Source organism: Rhizobium sp. 01N424, from assembly GCF_056399485.1.
This window is the reverse complement of sequence record NZ_JBFTRK010000014.1, coordinates 1-16,449: the sequence shown is the minus strand read 5'-3', so window position 1 is coordinate 16,449 and position 16,449 is coordinate 1. Positions and strand designations below refer to the sequence as shown.

The 16,449-nt window shown below is 60.5% G+C and carries 14 protein-coding genes; 10 read left to right on the top strand and 4 right to left on the bottom strand.

Annotated features, from left to right (window positions below):
• Position 1 precedes the first annotated feature (1 nt).
• Together AC1DNK_RS25885 and AC1DNK_RS25880 are read right to left on the bottom strand one after the other, a co-directional pair.
• Positions 2 to 304, bottom strand: coding sequence for a hypothetical protein (locus AC1DNK_RS25885; RefSeq protein ID WP_477943975.1), 303 nt, complete (start codon positions 302 to 304; stop codon positions 2 to 4).
• Positions 305 to 523: 219 nt separating this feature from the next.
• On the bottom strand, positions 524 to 1,807 hold the full coding sequence (locus tag AC1DNK_RS25880) for an ROK family transcriptional regulator (RefSeq protein WP_477943974.1): 1,284 nt from the start codon (positions 1,805 to 1,807) through the stop codon (positions 524 to 526).
• 523 nt (positions 1,808 to 2,330) lie between these two features.
• Here AC1DNK_RS25880 and AC1DNK_RS25875 point away from each other — a divergent pair.
• The 10 genes from AC1DNK_RS25875 to AC1DNK_RS25830 all read left to right on the top strand — a co-directional run bounded on the left by AC1DNK_RS25875 (position 2,331) and on the right by AC1DNK_RS25830 (position 13,824).
• Positions 2,331 to 3,332, top strand: coding sequence for an ABC transporter ATP-binding protein (locus tag AC1DNK_RS25875; RefSeq protein WP_477944055.1), 1,002 nt, complete (start codon positions 2,331 to 2,333; stop codon positions 3,330 to 3,332).
• 11 nt (positions 3,333 to 3,343) lie between these two features.
• Positions 3,344 to 4,213: an ABC transporter permease gene (locus AC1DNK_RS25870; RefSeq protein ID WP_477943973.1), complete on the top strand. Its 870-nt coding sequence runs from the start codon at positions 3,344 to 3,346 to the stop codon at positions 4,211 to 4,213.
• The gene (locus tag AC1DNK_RS25865; RefSeq protein ID WP_477943972.1) at positions 4,210 to 5,016 is read left to right on the top strand and encodes an ABC transporter permease; all 807 of its coding nucleotides are present in this window, start codon (positions 4,210 to 4,212) and stop codon (positions 5,014 to 5,016) included. The genes AC1DNK_RS25870 and AC1DNK_RS25865 overlap by 4 nt, the downstream gene beginning before the upstream one ends.
• A 21-nt stretch (positions 5,017 to 5,037) precedes the next feature.
• Positions 5,038 to 6,075, top strand: coding sequence for an extracellular solute-binding protein (locus tag AC1DNK_RS25860; protein WP_477943971.1), 1,038 nt, complete (start codon positions 5,038 to 5,040; stop codon positions 6,073 to 6,075).
• A gap of 94 nt (positions 6,076 to 6,169) precedes the next feature.
• On the top strand, positions 6,170 to 8,143 hold the full coding sequence (locus AC1DNK_RS25855; RefSeq protein WP_477943970.1) for a primary-amine oxidase: 1,974 nt from the start codon (positions 6,170 to 6,172) through the stop codon (positions 8,141 to 8,143).
• A gap of 43 nt (positions 8,144 to 8,186) precedes the next feature.
• Positions 8,187 to 8,855 (top strand): copper chaperone, encoded by a 669-nt coding sequence (locus tag AC1DNK_RS25850; protein WP_477943969.1) that lies wholly within the window; start codon positions 8,187 to 8,189, stop codon positions 8,853 to 8,855.
• A gap of 48 nt (positions 8,856 to 8,903) precedes the next feature.
• Entirely contained in the window at positions 8,904 to 10,265 is a 1,362-nt protein-coding gene (locus tag AC1DNK_RS25845) for an NAD-dependent succinate-semialdehyde dehydrogenase (protein WP_477943968.1), read from the top strand.
• A 336-nt stretch (positions 10,266 to 10,601) separates the two neighbouring features.
• The gene (locus AC1DNK_RS25840; protein ID WP_477943967.1) at positions 10,602 to 11,783 is read left to right on the top strand and encodes a M24 family metallopeptidase; all 1,182 of its coding nucleotides are present in this window, start codon (positions 10,602 to 10,604) and stop codon (positions 11,781 to 11,783) included.
• A complete protein-coding gene (locus tag AC1DNK_RS25835; protein ID WP_477943966.1) occupies positions 11,770 to 12,954 on the top strand; it encodes a M20 metallopeptidase family protein in 1,185 nt (394 codons plus the stop codon). The genes AC1DNK_RS25840 and AC1DNK_RS25835 overlap by 14 nt, the downstream gene beginning before the upstream one ends.
• A 168-nt stretch (positions 12,955 to 13,122) precedes the next feature.
• On the top strand, positions 13,123 to 13,824 hold the full coding sequence (locus AC1DNK_RS25830) for an SDR family NAD(P)-dependent oxidoreductase (protein WP_477943965.1): 702 nt from the start codon (positions 13,123 to 13,125) through the stop codon (positions 13,822 to 13,824).
• Positions 13,825 to 13,856: 32 nt separating this feature from the next.
• On the opposite strand, the gene AC1DNK_RS25825 is transcribed toward AC1DNK_RS25830, so the two are convergent.
• Together AC1DNK_RS25825 and AC1DNK_RS25820 are read right to left on the bottom strand one after the other, a co-directional pair.
• On the bottom strand, positions 13,857 to 14,993 hold the full coding sequence (locus tag AC1DNK_RS25825; RefSeq protein ID WP_477943964.1) for a calcium:cation antiporter: 1,137 nt from the start codon (positions 14,991 to 14,993) through the stop codon (positions 13,857 to 13,859).
• A 228-nt stretch (positions 14,994 to 15,221) separates the two neighbouring features.
• Entirely contained in the window at positions 15,222 to 16,223 is a 1,002-nt protein-coding gene (locus AC1DNK_RS25820) for an IS30 family transposase (protein ID WP_112445352.1), read from the bottom strand.
• Between the last annotated feature and the right edge of the window lie 226 nt (positions 16,224 to 16,449).

Here is a 16,449-nt window from a genome sequence, read left to right as displayed (position 1 = left end):
CTCAGCGCAGCGCCAGATAGCAGAGCAGGCAGGCTGCCGATAAGACGGCCGCCAGCCTGGGCCTTTGCTGATCGAAAATCAGTGCAACCACGATGCCACCCGCGACCGTCAGGCTTGCGTGCCAGAAGTCCTTGTCCGATACGGTCAAGGCGAGGGCTGCCAGAAAGACCGCGCTCGCAACCATGGTGACCGGTTCCGATTGCTCGGCGATGTCGCGCCGGGCAAGATAGGGAAGGGCAAAGCGGCGCAGGCTGAGCCCGAGCGCCGCCGCAAGCAGAAGACAGGTCATCAGAAGGTTGAACATCGGCTGCCGATCGATTGTTGGACGGTCAATCGACGCAAATCCCGTGCCATTTGAAAACAGCCTGTATTGCCGTAACCTCCGGCGGTCACTGACTATTTCTTCCGCACCCAGCGCGTTTTTTCGTCAGATTGGCTGTGCAATCTCGCTATGCCGAGCAACGCTGTAAGGCTTATACGCCGACCCGTTGCATGGCTGTTAGCACGCTTCGGATCCAACGGGTTAGCGCCTGCCGAGATCGATGCCGAGTGAGACAAGGGCAGGATTGTCGGTTGCGGCCGCGCCCGCCGCATTGCTGGCAAAGCCCGAGACGTTGGGTTGAAGCGCGATTGCGATCGGCAAAGCCGCCGCGCCAAGCGCCGGCAGCTCCGAGCTGTGCTCGGCCCGCATCAAGCGGGGCAGGGTGCTTGAATGCCGGTGGATCATCGCCGGCGGCAGCGGTGTCGTCGCATCCATAAGACGTTCGAGAAGCTCCGCCGGCAACCCGCCGCCGATGACGACGGTGTCCGGGTCGAACATTGCCTCGATATTGCGGATCGCGATGCGCAGATACTGCGCCGCCTCACGCAGCCACGCTATCAGGCGTGGATCGTCCTCCACCAAGCGCTCGACAAGCTCTTCGGCCGAAACCTCGTCCGGCGTGCGCGCCGGGCCGCAGATGGTTTCTGCCGCCGCATAGAAGGAGACATATTGCTCCAGGCAGCCGCGGCTGCCGCAGGCACAGAACCGTCCGCCCGGCTTGACGATCAGGTGGCCGATTTCGCCAGCGCCGCCGAACGCCCCTCGAAAGTGCTGGCCATCCAGTACCAGGCCGCCGCCAATGCCGAGATTGAAGTGTAGATAGAAGAACGAGCGGACGGTGCGCCCGATACCATAGAGCCGCTCGCCAATCGCCGCGACGGTCGCGTCATTCTCGACAAATGTCTTGATCCCCGTCAGCTCCTCGAGACGCGATGTCAGAGGAAACTTCGTCCAGTCGTCGCCTTCCTGTACCTTGTCGTACCAGAAGGTGCCGTTCTCGACGGTGCCCGGAACGCTGCAGCCCACACCCCAGATCTCCTCGCGCCGCACCTGCCCCGCCACCAGCAGCCCGGAGGTGATGTCCGCCAGCACGCCGGCGGTAGTCTTCGGGTCGCGCTCGCCAAGGGTCCGGGTTTCGGCAGCGACAACTGCACCGGTCAGATCGACAAGCAGGCCGGTGACGCGCTGATAGGCAAGACTGAGGCCGATCGTGTAGCCGCCGCGCGGATTGAGAGACAGCTCCACAGCCGGCTGCCCACGCTGTCCTGCACGTTTGCCCTGCTGGCGGATCAGACCTGCTTCCTCGAGATCCGCCGCGATGTTCGAGATTGCCTGAACCGTCAGGCCGATCGTTTGCGCCAACTCGGTACGGGTGATCGGTCCACTGCGCCGGACGGCATCGAACACGGCTCTTCTGTTGAGCGTCCGGGTCTGTAGCAGGTTTGTGCCGGGCAGCGCACCGTCACGATCGAGGCGAAGATTCATGCCGCCATTCATACCATCGCGGCCTGCTTTATCAAAAGTCTTTTAATTAAAAAGTGTTGTGTTATCTTTTTCCCCATCTACTGTTCGAAAGACAGTGGCAATGGGTGAACGCGAAGCCATGAAAGAGCCGAACAACCGGCCGTTGGCAGCTGGCATTTGAATGCCGGAAAGGTGAGCGCAGAACTGGGATGACATTGATAGAAACTGCCCGAAGCCGGCGCTAGCAGCTGCTACGCGGCAGGGGCAGGCGTTCACAACGGTGCTTCCGACGGAAGCTGCCGACGGTTTATCTTTGGTTGCATTTTTTTCAATGCCACTGACGCAGAGAAATCCTACCGGTTTCTTCGATATACACGCTAAAACAGTCGGTTAATCCGTGTTCTCAACCTCTATTTCCTGACGCTATCGCATCAGAGGGCGGTAAAAAATAAAATTCTGATGTTCAACTTGACAATGTAAATTCGCCACTGCTAGCTAATAACTAAATAGTTACATAGCAGTTTGGGAGACTGGTTTGCGAGCGATGATCACCATCGAGAATGTCTCAAAATCGTTTCCTACGAAGGGCGCTGGCGCGTCCACGGCTCTGGACGGGGTCAGCATACAGATCCAGGACCGTGAGTTCTTCACGCTGCTTGGCCCCTCCGGCTGCGGTAAGACAACACTTTTGCGCATTATTGCCGGTTTCGAACTTCCGACCGCCGGAACGGTCCGGATAGAGGGGGCGGACTCCTCTTTCCTGCCGCCGCAAAAGCGGCCGGTGAATACGGTTTTCCAGAGCTATGCCCTTTTTCCGCACATGACCGTGGCCGAAAACGTTGGTTTTGGACTGCAGATGCAAAAGGTGCCCAGGGCTGAACGGGATCTTCGCGTTGCGGAGGTGCTGCGGCTGGTCCGGCTCGAAACCATGGCAGCGAGGTTGCCTCGCCAGCTCTCCGGCGGCCAGCAGCAGCGTGTGGCCCTGGCGAGGGCGCTTGCACCGCGGCCAAAAGTGCTGCTGCTCGACGAGCCGTTGAGCGCCCTTGACCTGAAATTGCGCAAGGAAATGCAGAGCGAACTGAAGCGGCTGCAGCGGGAAACCGGCATTACCTTCGTCCTCGTCACCCATGACCAGGAAGAAGCGTTGGCGATGTCCGACCATATCGCCGTGATGTCGGCTGGCCGCGTGCTGCAGATCGGCGAGCCGCGCGAGATCTACGACAATCCGAAGAGCCGCTTCGTGGCCGATTTCATTGGTGAATCCAATGTGCTGCCCGGCGCCATGATCGGCCGCGGCAGCGACATTCTGATCGCGGTGCGGCCGGAAAGGATTGCGGTCTCGGCTCCGGCTAGCGGCTCGGCGGGGCGGATCCGCGGCACGGTCACCGCAGTGACCTATCTCGGGCTCGATACGCTCTACGAAATCGTCATCGAGAACGGTGATCGGCTGCGCAGCCGCACCCGCCAGTCGGTGGACGGCCTGGCCGCCGGGCAGGCCGTCGTGCTCGACTGGTCGAGCGATGCCGAACGGCATCTGACGAACTAGGGAGAGGGCGGATGAACACACAGCGCACATTGACGCTCGCTGCCCCGGCCGTCCTGGTCATCGGCATCTTCATGGTGCTGCCGTTGCTGGTGGCCGTCGCCTATTCCGTCATGACTGCCAATCCCTACGGTGGCGTCGACATGCCGCTGACGCTGGACGCCTATGTGCAGTTCCTCTTCCAGCGCGATTTCGATGATACGCTGCTGTTTTCCTGGAGCTATGTGATCATCATCCTGCGGTCGGTCTATCTGGCGGGCCTGACAACGGTGATCTGCATGCTGCTCGGCTTTCCGGTTGCCTGGTACCTGGTTTGCCAGTCTGAGAACCGCCGCCGGACGCTGCTTTTTCTCGTCACCTTGCCATTCTGGATCAACACGCTGATCAGGACCTATTGCTGGGTGCTGATCCTGCGGGACGAAGGTCTGGCAAATGGACTTCTCAAGGCTGCCGGGGTGATCTCGACGCCCTTGCCGCTGCTCTACACCGACGGCTCGATCCTGCTCGGGCTCGTCTATACCTTTCTGCCCTTCATGGTTCTGCCGGTCTATTCGACGCTGGAGCGGATCGACCCGCGGCTGATCGAGGCAGCCTATGATCTCTACGCCAGCCGGATCGCCGTTTTTCACCGGGTTGTCTGGCCGCTGGCAAAGCCCGGTGTTCTCGTCGGCGCCAGCCTTGTCTTTGCGCCGTCGCTCGGTTCGTTTCTGGCCCCTGATCTTCTCGGCGGCGGGAAGAAGCTCCTTGTCGGCAGCCTGGTGCAGATGCAGTTCACCTCATCGCGCAACTGGCCATTCGGCGCTGCCCTTTCGATCCTGGTGACGATCGCTGTTCTGGCAATCTTCCTTGTGCGGTCCAGAAAGGCCGAGGAGGCGCGGCTATGAAGACGCAGCGTCCATTCGACTGGCGTCATACGCCGGGTTTCGGCCCTTTCACGGCAGTCATTCTGATCTTTCTCTACCTGCCGCTGGCCATTCTGATCGTCTACGCATTCAACGCCAATCAGCTGGTGACCATCTGGTCCGGCTTCAGTCTGCGCTGGTTTGGTGAAGTGGCGGCCAACGAGGATATCCGCCGCGCGGCTTTCAACAGCATTGTCATCGCCATTGTCGCGACAATCTCCTCCACAGTGATTGCCACGGCCGGGGCCATCGCTCTCGAGCGCGGTGACTTGAAGGGGGGGCGCGGGGCACTCACCTCCTTGATCGCGCTCCCCCTGATCGTTCCGGAAATTATCGTTGCGATCATGACGCTGATTTTCTTTTCGGCTCTCGGGATGACCAACGGGCTTGTCAACCTGATGATTGCTCACACGGTCTTCTGCATCCCCTTCGCGCTCTTGCCGATCCAGGCCAGATTGCGCGATCTCGGCACCAATCTGGAAGAGGCAGCCCGCGATCTTTACGCCAGCGAATGGCAGCTGTTCCGCTGCGTAACGTTTCCTCTGCTGCTGCCTGCGATCTTTGCCGGTGCGCTGATGGCTTTCGTCGTCTCGCTCGACGATTTCCTCATCAGCCTGATGGTCTCAGGCGCCGGATCGACGACCTTGCCCGTCTATGTCTACGGCATGATGCGGCTCGGCGTCACGCCGGAGGTCAATGCCATTTCCACCATCCTGCTCGGTATCTCGCTTGTGCTCGTCACCGGCGCGCTGCTGCTCGGGCGCAAGAGCCAAGGCAACGAATAACCAAAAAAGAAGAGGGTGAACATGAAGACCGCAAAGAGGATGCTGGCAGCCGCCAGTCTGCTTGCCATCGCCGCTCCATGCATCGCGCATGCCGATGCTGGCGTCCTGCATATCTACAACTGGACCGACTATACCTCGGAGGAGATGGTCAAGAAATTCGAGGCCGAAACCGGCATCAAGGTGACGATCGACACCTATGACTCCAATGAAACGGCACTGGCGAAGATCAGCTCGGGCGCAGCCGGCTACGACGTCATGATCATCAGCAACGATTTCGTACCGATCTTCGTCAAGCAGGGATTGCTCGAGAAGGTCGGCGTGGCCTCCATGCCGAACTTCAAGAACCTGGATCCGAAATGGCAGAAGCGCAGCTGGGATCCGGAGGCCGAATATACGGTTCCATGGGTCTGGGGGACGACCTCCTATTCGGTCGATACGGCTGTCTATAAGGGACCGACCGACAGCCTGAAAGCGCTGTTCGAGCCGTCCGATGATCTCAAGGGCAAGATCGGCATGTTCGGCTCGCCGTCCGAGGTGATGTCACTCGGTCTCCTCTATCTCGGCAAGGACCAGTGCAACAGCAATCCGGCTGATCTCAAGGCGCTTAACGCACTGCTCGAAGCCCAGAAGCCTTTCGTCAAGGTCTACAATTCGGACGGCACGACAGAGCGCCAGGTCTCCGGCGAAACCGTGATGCACGAGCAGTGGTCAGGCAAGGCGCTCGCCTCGCGCCTGCAGAAGCCGACGATCAAGTATGTCTTCCCGAAGGAAGGGGCGGTCGGCTGGATGGACAATGTCGCGGTTCCGAAAGGCGCTCCAAATCCCGACAATGCCAAGAAGTTCCTGAACTTCCTGATGGATCCTGAGAACATTGCCCTGCAGCAGAAATCAACCGGCTATCAGAGCGCAGTCACCGGTTCCGACAAGTTCCTGCCGAAGGAAACGGGTGAATCGCCCGAATTCAACCCACCGAAAGATATGAAGATCGTCTTTGCGCCTGCCTGCGAAGAAAAGGCAACCCGCGCCTATGACCGCATCTGGACATCGCTCCGCCAGTGATCAGCCAAATAGGCGGGGCGCGAATGCCCTGCCATTCCACGCATAAGACGGCAGGCGGCGCGTAGCTTCCGGCCATGAATTTGAGGACAGAACCATGAATGAAGCCGTCAAACCTTTCACCCTCAAACCTGCTGCGGCACCTCCGCCGCCGAAGCACTTGCAGGCACTGGCGCCACTCACCCCGGACGAAATCAATATCGCCGTCGCGGTCGTCAAGGCGGATCCGGAACTTGGGGCCGGCGTTCTGTTCGAGAATATAGACCTGCGCGAGCCATCGCCTGCCGAGTACCGTGCTTATCTCGACGGCGGAAAACTGCCGCGCGAGGCGCGTATCAACGTCAACCATCTCGATGTCCCAGGCGTCTGGCAGCTCATTATTTCTGTTGCGGACAAGGCAATCATCCGTCGCACGCATTTCCCGGCCGCGCGTGCCGGCTTCATGGTCGAGCAGATGATAAGCGTCGAGGTCAACGTCAAGAACGACCCGCGCTTCATCGAGGCCTGCCGCAGGCGCGGCATCTCCGACATGACGGGTGTGATCGTCGATTCCTGGTCGGGCGGCAATTTCGGCCACGAGGATGAGGAGGGGAGGCTGATCTCGCACACCTTTTCCTGGCTGCGTGTTCATGAGTTCGGCAACTACTATGCCCACCCGATCGAGGGGCTGAATGCAGTGATCGACGTGAAGACCGGCGAAGTGCTGCGGGTCGACGATTATCCCGATCATCCGCCGATCCCGATGACGCGCTACGATTACGATCCGGAGTTCCTGCCGCCGCCGGACGCGCCGCTGAAGCCGCTCGATGTCGTTCAGCCGGATGGCGTCAGCTTCACGATCAAGGACCATGCGATGTCCTGGGACAAGTGGACGCTCGCGATCGGCTTTACGCCACGCGAAGGTCTCGTGCTTCACGATATCCGGTTTGACGGCCGCTCCGTCGTGCGGCGTGCGGCTGTTGCCGAGCTCGTCGTTCCCTACGGATCACCGCTCTACGGCCACGCCCGCCAGAACATTTTCGATGTCGGCGAGTACGGCTTCGGCAAGCTGACCAATTCGCTGAAGCTCGGCTGCGATTGCCTCGGCCAGATCCAGTATCTCGACGCACATGTGAACGGATTGAAAGGCGAGGTCGTCACCATCGAAAAGGCTGTCTGCATCCATGAGGAAGATGCCGGGATCCTTTGGAAACACTGGGATTTCCGAACAGGGCGGACGGTACTGCACCGCGGCCGCAAGCTCGTTATCTCGAGCATCTGCACCGTGGGTAACTATGAGTATGCCCAGTACTGGTATCTCGATCAGGCCGGTGAAATCGAATTCGAGATGAAGGCGACCGGCATCGTCAATACCAATGCATGCCATCCCGGGCAGCCGGACAAATACTCGACGGAGATTCAGCCGGGTCTCGGCGCTCCGATCCATCAGCACATCTTCTGCGCGCGCCTCGATATGGCGGTGGATGGTGGTGGCAACAGCGTCGTCGAAACCAACTCCTACATGGAGCCCTTCAGCGACAGCAATCCGTATGGCAACGCCTTCCATGCTGTCGATACGGTGCTGAAGACCGAACTTGCGGCGGCGCGGCGCGCCGATCTTTCCACCCATCGCAGCTGGAAGGTCGTCAATCCGAACAAGCTGAACCAGGTCGGCAAACCGGTCGCCTACAAGCTCCATGCCCCGAACTGCGTAACACCGATGATCCAGGACGACGGTCCTTCGGGTGTCCGCTCCAACTTCATCCGCAATCACATCTGGGTCACGCCGTTCAATGAGAACGAACGCTATCCGGCGGGAGAATTCGTTGCCAATTCCGATGGCAGGGATGGTCTCGCCGAGCTCGTCAAACAGGACCGGAATGTCGAGAACACCGACATCGTGCTCTGGCATTCCTTCGGTCTCCACCATGTCGTGCGCGCCGAAGACTTTCCGGTTCAACCTTGCATTTCCTGCGGCTTCTCGCTCGCACCGGCCGGTTTCTTCGAGGTCAATCCGTCGAACAATCTGCCGCCGGTGATCAACAGGGCAAGCGTTCTCGCTGGAGAGAACAAGGCAAGCTGCTGCAGCTGATCTGAGGACAGTGACCGGTGGCAAGCCGCCACCGGTCCCCCTGATGATGGAGCTTTGGGACAAGGGCATGGTCACGGCGATAGCACGACGGAACATCAGCGGCGGTGCCGCCGATTGCGGCATGCTGGCGGTCGGTCTCGCGGCGTGGCTCGCGCTCTACTGCGCTCCACAGGCGATCGGCGATGTGATTTGCCGGTCAGCTGGCGCGTCCACCGCAGAGCCCCCTGGATTGGCGGCGGTAATCGTCTCCTGGCTCGTAATGATGACGGCGATGGCCGCTCCGTCGCTACTCGTGTCGCGTGGACTGTTCCGCCTGAGCGGCAGGGCAGCGTCACAGCCGGTACCAATGCTTCTTGCCGCCACCATTACCGGCGCCTTGGCCGAGTGGCTGATGCGTCCATTCGGGCTCCTCGATAGCGATGGCCGCTTCGCTGCGCCGCTCTTTGCCCCGGCCATGTTTGCCGCCGCCGTCCTCGTGCTGATCCGCAGCCGGAATGAACAGGGCAGGGAGGTGCTCTGCCGCGCCGCCTGCTGTGCCAGCATGGTTCTGCTGCAGTTCACGGGAGGCGCCACCAACATGCTCTGGATGGCGGCAATTTCCACGTGGATGGCGCTGGAGAGCCTCATTCCTTGGCGGCGCGAATTTGCCGTTCTTGGCGGCCTGACGCTCGGTCTCGCCGCCAGTTTTTCTCTGCTGCAGGGAAGCGGCTGACGCCTCCTGCACTTCGATGCCTGCCTGCTAAAACAAGAGGAGATTTAGATGGGCTTCCTTTCCTACAATCCAACCGATGGACAATTGATCGGCCGCTATGAAGAACACACCGGAGCCGAGGTCGAACGGATCCTCGATCAGTCGCACAAGACCTGGAAGACCTGGTCCGCCGCACCGCTCAGCGAGCGCGCTGCTTTTCTGAACCGCCTTGCGGATCTGCTGGAGGCACGTGTCGACGAATACGCCGCGCTGATCGTTTCGGAAATGGGCAAGCCATTCGCCGAAGCGCAGGGCGAAATCAAGAAATCGGCTTTCGGCGCCCGGCACTTCGCCGGTGACGGATTGGCCTATATCGCCGACGAGCCGATCCCCGGAACGCCTGCCAAGATCGTCTATCAGTCGATCGGGCCGATTTTCGGGATCATGCCGTGGAATCTTCCCTTCTGGCAGGTGCTGCGCTTCTTCATCCCGGCCGCCCTCATCGGCAACACCGTGATCGTCAAGCATGCCGAAACGGTCCAGGGATCGGCGGCGGCGATCGAGAAGCTGATCCTCGATGCCGGCGCGCCGCAGGGGCTCTATTCCAATCTCGTGATCGATCGCAAACGTGCTCCGGCAGTGATAGCCGATCCACGCATCGCCGCCGTCACGGTGACGGGCAGCACGGCCGCGGGCCGCACGGTTGCGGAGCAGGCGGGTTCCCTCGGCAAGAAAGTGGTGCTGGAGCTCGGCGGCTCGGATCCCTTCGTCGTCTTTGAGGATGCCGATTTCGATAAAGCGGTGCAGATGGCAGTGGTTTCGCGCTATTCGAACAATGCGCAGAGTTGCATTGCCGCCAAGCGGATTTTCGTCCACGCGCCGATTGCCGAGCGCTTCGCCGCGGCCTTCGTCGATGCCGTCAAGCGCATTCCGGTCGGTGATCCGATGAAGGCGGAAACAAAGCTCGGTCCGCTGGCCCGAGCCGATATCCGCGACAATGTCCAGCGCCAGGTCGATGACGCCGTGAAGGCAGGCGCGCGTGTTCTGACCGGCGGCAAATCGATCCCGGGCGACGGCTATTTCTACGAGCCGACGGTGATTGCCGGATTGCCCCGCGATGCTGCCGTGGCACGCGAGGAATTTTTCGGCCCCGTCGCAATGCTTTTCACTTTCAAGGATGAAGACGAGGCCGTGGCACTGGCAAATGATACGGAATACGGCCTCGGCGCCGCCGTGTGGAGCAGCAATCCGGAACGTGCCGAACGCGTCGCCTCCCGCATCGAGGCGGGAGCCGTCTTCATCAACGACTTCGTCCGTTCCGATCCCCGCGCGCCCTTTGGCGGCATCAAAGGCTCGGGCTTCGGCCGGGAGCTTGGCGGCCTCGGCGCGCGTGAGCTCGCCAATGCCAAGCTCGTCTGGCGAGGTGCTTGATCAAAGAACGAAGCCAACCGGGACCTCCGGTTGGCTTCTCGGCTCAACGCCCGTTTGATTATCTTGCGCCGCACTGTTCAGTGCGCCCTCGCGCACCGAGACGGTAAGGATCGATCGGCGCTCTGCGCTTCCGCATCGATGGCAGCAATGCCACTGATGATGGCCCGGGCCAAAGCTTCGCTCAACTTGGCAAAGAGAGAAATCGTCTAGCGAAGGGGGAAACTTTAGACCAAAAATGTGCGGAGGTGATGCCACACTCGGTACTCAAGGGCATGTTGCGCCGGATTGCGCGACATGAAACCCTTTGATCAGAGTACATGTAGGTGAGGGGCAAGAATGATCGAGCTGCCGTTTGACAGGCGCGAATACCAGGAGCGTCTGAGCCGGATACGTGCGGAGATGGGCAGGCGCGATCTCGAGCTTCTTGTGATCAACGATGTCGCGAACCAGCACTATATTACGGGTTACGACGGCTGGTCCTTCTATACCCCACAGACCGTCTTGCTGCCGATCGAGGAAAGCGCGGAGCCGGTCTGGCTCGGCCGTGCCATGGATGCGGCCGGCGGCTTGCTGACGGCGTGGATGCGCCCGGACAACATCGTCGGATTTCCCGAGGGCTACGTACAGCAATCCGATCGTCACCCGATGGATTGGATCGCGCAGTGGATCACTGCGAAGGGATGGGGCAGCCGGCGGATCGGCATCGAGCTCGAAGCCTACTATTACTCACCCAAAGCACATGCCCGCCTGACCGCAGGACTTCCGAATGCAACATTTGTTGACGCTGATCTGTTGGTCAATTGGATAAGGTCGGTCAAGAGCCCGGCCGAGATTGACTATCTCCGCAAGGCGTCCCGGCTCGCGGAGGCAGCGGTTTCAGCCGCCTATGACATTATCGCACCAGGCGTTCGTGAATGCGATGCCATCGCGAAGATCCAGGCCGCGCAGATCGCCGGAAGTCCCGACTTTGCCGGCGACATCACCGCATTGCCGCCCACCATTCTCGCGGGTGAAAATGCCTCGGCCCCTCACATCATGTGGAGCAACCGCCGCTTTGGCGCAAACGAGACGATCGCTCTCGAACTCGCCGGCGTCTGCCGCCGGTACACATCCGGTTTGGCGCGGACGATGCAGTTGGGGAAAGCACCGCAACAGGTCACCAACACCGCCAACGCCGTTCTTGAGGGAATGGAGGCTGTGCTCTCGGCGATCAGGCCGGGTGTGCTTGCCGAGGATGTGGAGCTCGCATGGCGCAAGGTGATCGAGCGCCATGGGCTCAAGAAGGAATCCCGGATCGGATACTCGATCGGCGTTGCTTATCCGCCCGACTGGGGTGAGCACACGATCAGCCTGCGTCCTGGAGACAAGTCGGTCCTGCAGCCGGGCAATGTCCTGCATTCGATCCTGGGCATGTGGATGGACGGGTGGGGCATCGAGGTGAGCGAAACCATTCTGGTGACAGAGACCGGCTGCGAAACCCTGACCAATTTTCCGAGAGAAATCCATGCCAAGACCTGACAGCCTGTCGCCGGGCCAGATCGAGCACATGCTGGAGGTGCGAAGGCACCTGCATGCCCATCCCGAGCTGTCAAATCAGGAGAGGCGGACGCAAGCCTATCTGCGCGGCCAGCTGGAGACCGGAGGATTGACAGCAGTCCGCGATGTTGCGGGCTTCGGGCTTGCCGTCGATATCGAGGGAACAGCCGGCTTTTCCAACCGGAAGGTTGCCGTTCGCGCTGATATCGACGCCTTGCCGATCGAGGAACGCTCCGGCGTTGCATTCTCTTCGACGGCGAAGGGCGTCATGCATGCATGCGGCCATGATGCGCATGCGGCTATGGTGTTGGCTGCGGCGATGCATCTTCACCGGCATCGCGACACCTTTGCCGGAACAGTCCGCTTCATATTCCAGCCCGCAGAGGAGGCCGAGCCTCTCGGCGGCCGCCGCATTGTAGAGGAAGGGCTCCTCGACGATATTGACGCGGCGATCGGTATTCACGTCGATCCCTACACGCAGGCAGGCAAGATTGCCGTCGCCGGAGGCCCCTTCACGCTTGCCAGCGACATTTTCGATGCCGTGATCCGCGGCTCTTCGGCACATGCGGCCAAGCCGGAGGAAGGCGTTGATGCCATTGCGGTAGCATGCGCCATTGTCTCGGAGCTGCAAAAAATCGTTTCGAGGGAGCGGGATGCCTACGATCCTCTGGTCATCTCCGTGACCAGCATCGAAGGCGGCGGTTCCTACAATGTCGTTGCCGATACCGTCCGTTTGAAGGGAACCATCCGCAGCGGCAGCCCGGCGACGCGTCTCCGCGCCCGCGAACGTGTCCAGGACATATTGAAGGGACTTGCGCTCGCGCATAGGGCAACCGTCGAATTCAGCCTTGTCGAGGGCGAGCCACCTGTCGTCAACGATCCGGCACTGGCCCGCGTTGTCGCATTAGCGGCGGACACCCTGTTCGGTGCCGGAACAGCGGTTGCGGCGGCCGGATGGACAGCCGCCGATGACTTCGGCTTCTACAGCGAGAAACGGCCCTCAGTCTATTTCAGGCTCGGCATCCGCAATGAGGCGGAGGGCTGTATCTATCCCCTTCATCATCCGCAGTTCAAGATTGATGAGGCTGCCTTGAGAGTGGGCGCCGAACTCGTCGCAAAAGTCGCGTGTGACGCCCTAGGCGAGGGGCTATGAGGCTGCCCGGACACTAGGTATTGCCGAAGTCTCGACGGCTCCGGCTTCGAAGCCCGACAGCGACTTCAGGAAAAATCACACCCTCCGATGAGTTTTCGCTTTGCCGCCATTGTTTGGCGAAGGCATCGATCCGATCTGTATCGTCAACGGCCATATCGGAGAAAAGGCATGTCGACCATTCCCTATCGCAGCGCGCTTATCGTCGGAGCGGGCCCAGGCATCAGCGCCTCACTGACGAGAAGCCTTCGCTCGGCGGGTCTCTCCCTTGTCATCGCTGCTCGCGACACCGGCAAACTCAGATCGCTGGCAGAGGAGACCGGTGCCATGGCTCTTGAGGTCGACGCCAGCGACCCGAGCCAGGTCGAGAGACTTTTCGCGCAAGCGGATACGCATATCGGGCCGCCTGAGGTCGTCATCTATAACGCCAGCGGCCGCGTGCGCGGACCAATCACCGATCTTGATCCCTCGGAGGTCGAAAGGGCCGTGGCCGTTTCCGCGTTGGGTGCATTCTACTCGGTACAGCAAGCCGCCAGGCGCATGCTTGCGGCCGGCAAGGGCGCGATCCTGCTGACGGGTGCTACGGCCGGCGTAAAGGGCTTCGCCAACTCGGCACCGTTCGCCATGGGGAAATTCGCGCTGCGCGGGCTGGCACAAAGTGCTGCGAGAGAACTGGCTCCGAAGGGAATTCATGTCGCCCATGTGGTGGTTGACGGGGGTGTCCGGAGCGCGCTTCGCGGCGATCCCGCGGAAGCGCCGGATAGCACCCTCGACCCTGACGCAATCGCACAAACCTACATCGATCTCTTGCGCCAGCATCGAAGCGCCTGGTCATGGGAGATCGAAGTCAGGCCATGGGTCGAGCGGTTCTGACGGTCACAGTTCAGCATGCGCGAAGGCGGTCCTTAGGGGATTGCCGAAACCAGCAGAAACACCGCAAATATAACCAGATGGATCGCACCCTGCAGGACCGTCGTCCTGCCGGTGCCCAAAGTCAGGGTGCTGACGAAGAGGGTCAGCACCAACAGCGTCGTGTTTGCTGCTGAGATCCCCAGCGACAGTTGCTGATCGAGAACGAGCGAGACGACGGCGACGGCCGGGATGGTGAGGCCGATACTCGCAATCGCCGATCCGAGAGCGAGGTTGATGCTGTTTTGAAGCTGGTTCTTCAGCGCGGACTTCGCCGCCGCAATGCCTTCCGGCAAAAGCACGATCGCGGCGATCACCACGCCGACGAAGGTGTGGGGCAGGCCTGCCAGATCGATCGCCCTGTCGAGAGAGGGGGAAAGGGTCTTGGCAAGCAGGACGACAGCGGCGAGAGATACCAGCAGGAGACCGAGGCATGCTAGCGATTCCCGGTCGGACGGCTTCGCGTGGTGCTCTGCCACCGTGCTATCGCCTTCCACATCGTCAGCAGGCGCATCCAGGAAATAGGCGCGATGCTTGACGGTCTGCACGAAGACGAAGACGGCCCAAAGCATCAGGGAAACCAACCCGACGAACATCGCCTGTAGCGGCGAGTATGACGGCCCCAGGACTGTCAGCGTGTGGTTCGGCAGGATCAGCGCCAGCGCTGCGAGGGTGCCGAGCACGGCCAGGGCAGACGACGCGCCCTGAAGCTGGAACGTCTGCTCGAAGTGCCGCCGGCCGCCCACGATCAGGCAGAGCCCGACGACACCGTTGAGCACGATCATCACGGCCGCAAATACCGTATCACGCGCCACCGAACCGCTGCCTTCTGCTCCTGAGGCCATGATGGAGACGATCAGCGCGACTTCAATAACGGTCACGGCGATCGCCAGCAGAATCGAGCCGAAAGGTTCGCCGAGCTTGAGTGCCAGGACCTCTGCGTGATGCACGGCGCTGAAGACGGAAGCGCCAAGGAAGACGGCCGCGAAAACCAGCACCAGTGCCGCGTCCGATGGCACGACATGGAGAAACTTCAGGGCCAATAGGACCGAGGCAAGAAGCGGAGCCACCCAGGTCCAGGCCGGAATTGCCGCGTGATGTGTTTCGGTGGCGGCAATCGAAGCTTGCTTCATAGCTGTTCCTGACTTCCGGCGGTGTTTGATCAGACGTGTAGCGACAGAGGCAATCTATAATCGAGGAGATCATCAAATGCACGCCGAACTTTCTGGAGCCGACCGTCGGCCACGGCAGTCTAGCTCATCATCTTTTGTGCTTCGAGGGAACTCCTCGCGAGAGGCGCAGCACGTCCGGCGTGGGGAAGCTAACCCAAGTGCATCATGGCCGCCTTGGAGGGTAGGGCATCAGCCACCTTCGCGCAAATAGGCGGCAAAGGCTTCGGCGGGGGTCCGGTATCCGAGGCATTTGCGAGGCTGTGAGTTTAGATGATGCGCCAACTCAGTCAGCTGTTGCTGGGTGACATTGGCAAGATCCGTGTCAACAGGCATGAAGCGTCGGATACGTTTGTTGGTGTTCTCAACGGCGCCTTTCTGCCATGGCGCGCTGGGATCGCAGAACCAGCTCCTTGCGCCGATGCCTTCCTCCAAAGCCCTGAAGCCGCTGAACTCCGTGCCGCGATCGAAGGTAAAGCTCCGCCGCGCCATCGCTGGCAACGGCGAGAAAGCATGAACGATCTTATCCATGATCGGTCGCGAATGACGACTGTTGTTCTTGAGCATGACCGTATAGCGGCTCTCGCGTTCAATCAGTGAGGTGACATTGGTCGGCCCAAGCTCCCGCTTGAAGATCAGCAGATCGCCTTCCCAATGTCCGAACTCGGTCCGATTGCCAATAAAATCAGGCCTTTGAGATATCCTGCAATCGGCCGGGAAGACGTTGCCGCGCGGTCGGCGAGAGCCTCGAGGTCGACGCTTGCGGCGTGCCTCCGGCAGATAGCGATAGAGGCCCAGACCATAATCCTCCTTGCAGTAGACAAAGCGATAAATGGTCTCAGGGCAAATGCGAACCGGGTTGGCGGCATCTTCGGCAAGACGGCCGGCAATCTGCTCCGGGGACCAATAGGCCTTCAGGCGGTCAATTACCAGCTCGCGCAATCTTGGGTGCCGCCTGAGCTTGCGCAGCCTTCGACGCCGCTCCTTGGCGATGTCATCGGCGATCGTATCAAAGTAGCCGGTATACTCGGGAAACTCGCGATCGTGAAAAGTGTTGCGCTTGAGCTCACGATAGATCGTTGAGCGATGACGTCCGAGCTGGCGGGCGATCTCGCCAACTGGCACCTTTCGCTCTCTGAGATGATAAAGACGGCGACGATAGGCGATGGTGAACTGCTGATAGCAAAGCGACATGCCAAAATCTCCAAAGTGAAGCCATTGAAATTACTGGCATGTCGCACTTGGAAATAGAATGTACCGCGACGCACATCATGTGGCGTGAGAGTTGAAATGTCCGCCGGTTTGCAAAGTTAAAATGTCCGCAAGGCCACCATACGGCACACGGGCCAGCCCCGATCTGACCGGCTGATCCCGGTTGCAAGATCAGATCGGGGCGGGTGGTAAATACACCTCTTCGGCT

What these genes read in the sequence shown, in the direction of transcription:
- AC1DNK_RS25870 (WP_477943973.1), top strand. Translation starts at nt 3,344, where the DNA reads ATGAACACACAGCGCACATTGACGCTCGCTGCCCCGGCCGTCCTGGTC.
- AC1DNK_RS25885 (WP_477943975.1), bottom strand. Translation starts at nt 304, where the DNA reads ATGTTCAACCTTCTGATGACCTGTCTTCTGCTTGCGGCGGCGCTCGGG.
- AC1DNK_RS25845 (WP_477943968.1), top strand. Translation starts at nt 8,904, where the DNA reads ATGGGCTTCCTTTCCTACAATCCAACCGATGGACAATTGATCGGCCGC.
- AC1DNK_RS25880 (WP_477943974.1), bottom strand. Translation starts at nt 1,807, where the DNA reads ATGAATCTTCGCCTCGATCGTGACGGTGCGCTGCCCGGCACAAACCTG.
- AC1DNK_RS25875 (WP_477944055.1), top strand. Translation starts at nt 2,331, where the DNA reads ATGATCACCATCGAGAATGTCTCAAAATCGTTTCCTACGAAGGGCGCT.
- AC1DNK_RS25850 (WP_477943969.1), top strand. Translation starts at nt 8,187, where the DNA reads ATGATGGAGCTTTGGGACAAGGGCATGGTCACGGCGATAGCACGACGG.
- AC1DNK_RS25855 (WP_477943970.1), top strand. Translation starts at nt 6,170, where the DNA reads ATGAATGAAGCCGTCAAACCTTTCACCCTCAAACCTGCTGCGGCACCT.
- AC1DNK_RS25835 (WP_477943966.1), top strand. Translation starts at nt 11,770, where the DNA reads ATGCCAAGACCTGACAGCCTGTCGCCGGGCCAGATCGAGCACATGCTG.
- AC1DNK_RS25830 (WP_477943965.1), top strand. Translation starts at nt 13,123, where the DNA reads ATGTCGACCATTCCCTATCGCAGCGCGCTTATCGTCGGAGCGGGCCCA.
- AC1DNK_RS25825 (WP_477943964.1), bottom strand. Translation starts at nt 14,993, where the DNA reads ATGAAGCAAGCTTCGATTGCCGCCACCGAAACACATCACGCGGCAATT.
- AC1DNK_RS25865 (WP_477943972.1), top strand. Translation starts at nt 4,210, where the DNA reads ATGAAGACGCAGCGTCCATTCGACTGGCGTCATACGCCGGGTTTCGGC.
- AC1DNK_RS25820 (WP_112445352.1), bottom strand. Translation starts at nt 16,223, where the DNA reads ATGTCGCTTTGCTATCAGCAGTTCACCATCGCCTATCGTCGCCGTCTT.
- AC1DNK_RS25840 (WP_477943967.1), top strand. Translation starts at nt 10,602, where the DNA reads ATGATCGAGCTGCCGTTTGACAGGCGCGAATACCAGGAGCGTCTGAGC.
- AC1DNK_RS25860 (WP_477943971.1), top strand. Translation starts at nt 5,038, where the DNA reads ATGAAGACCGCAAAGAGGATGCTGGCAGCCGCCAGTCTGCTTGCCATC.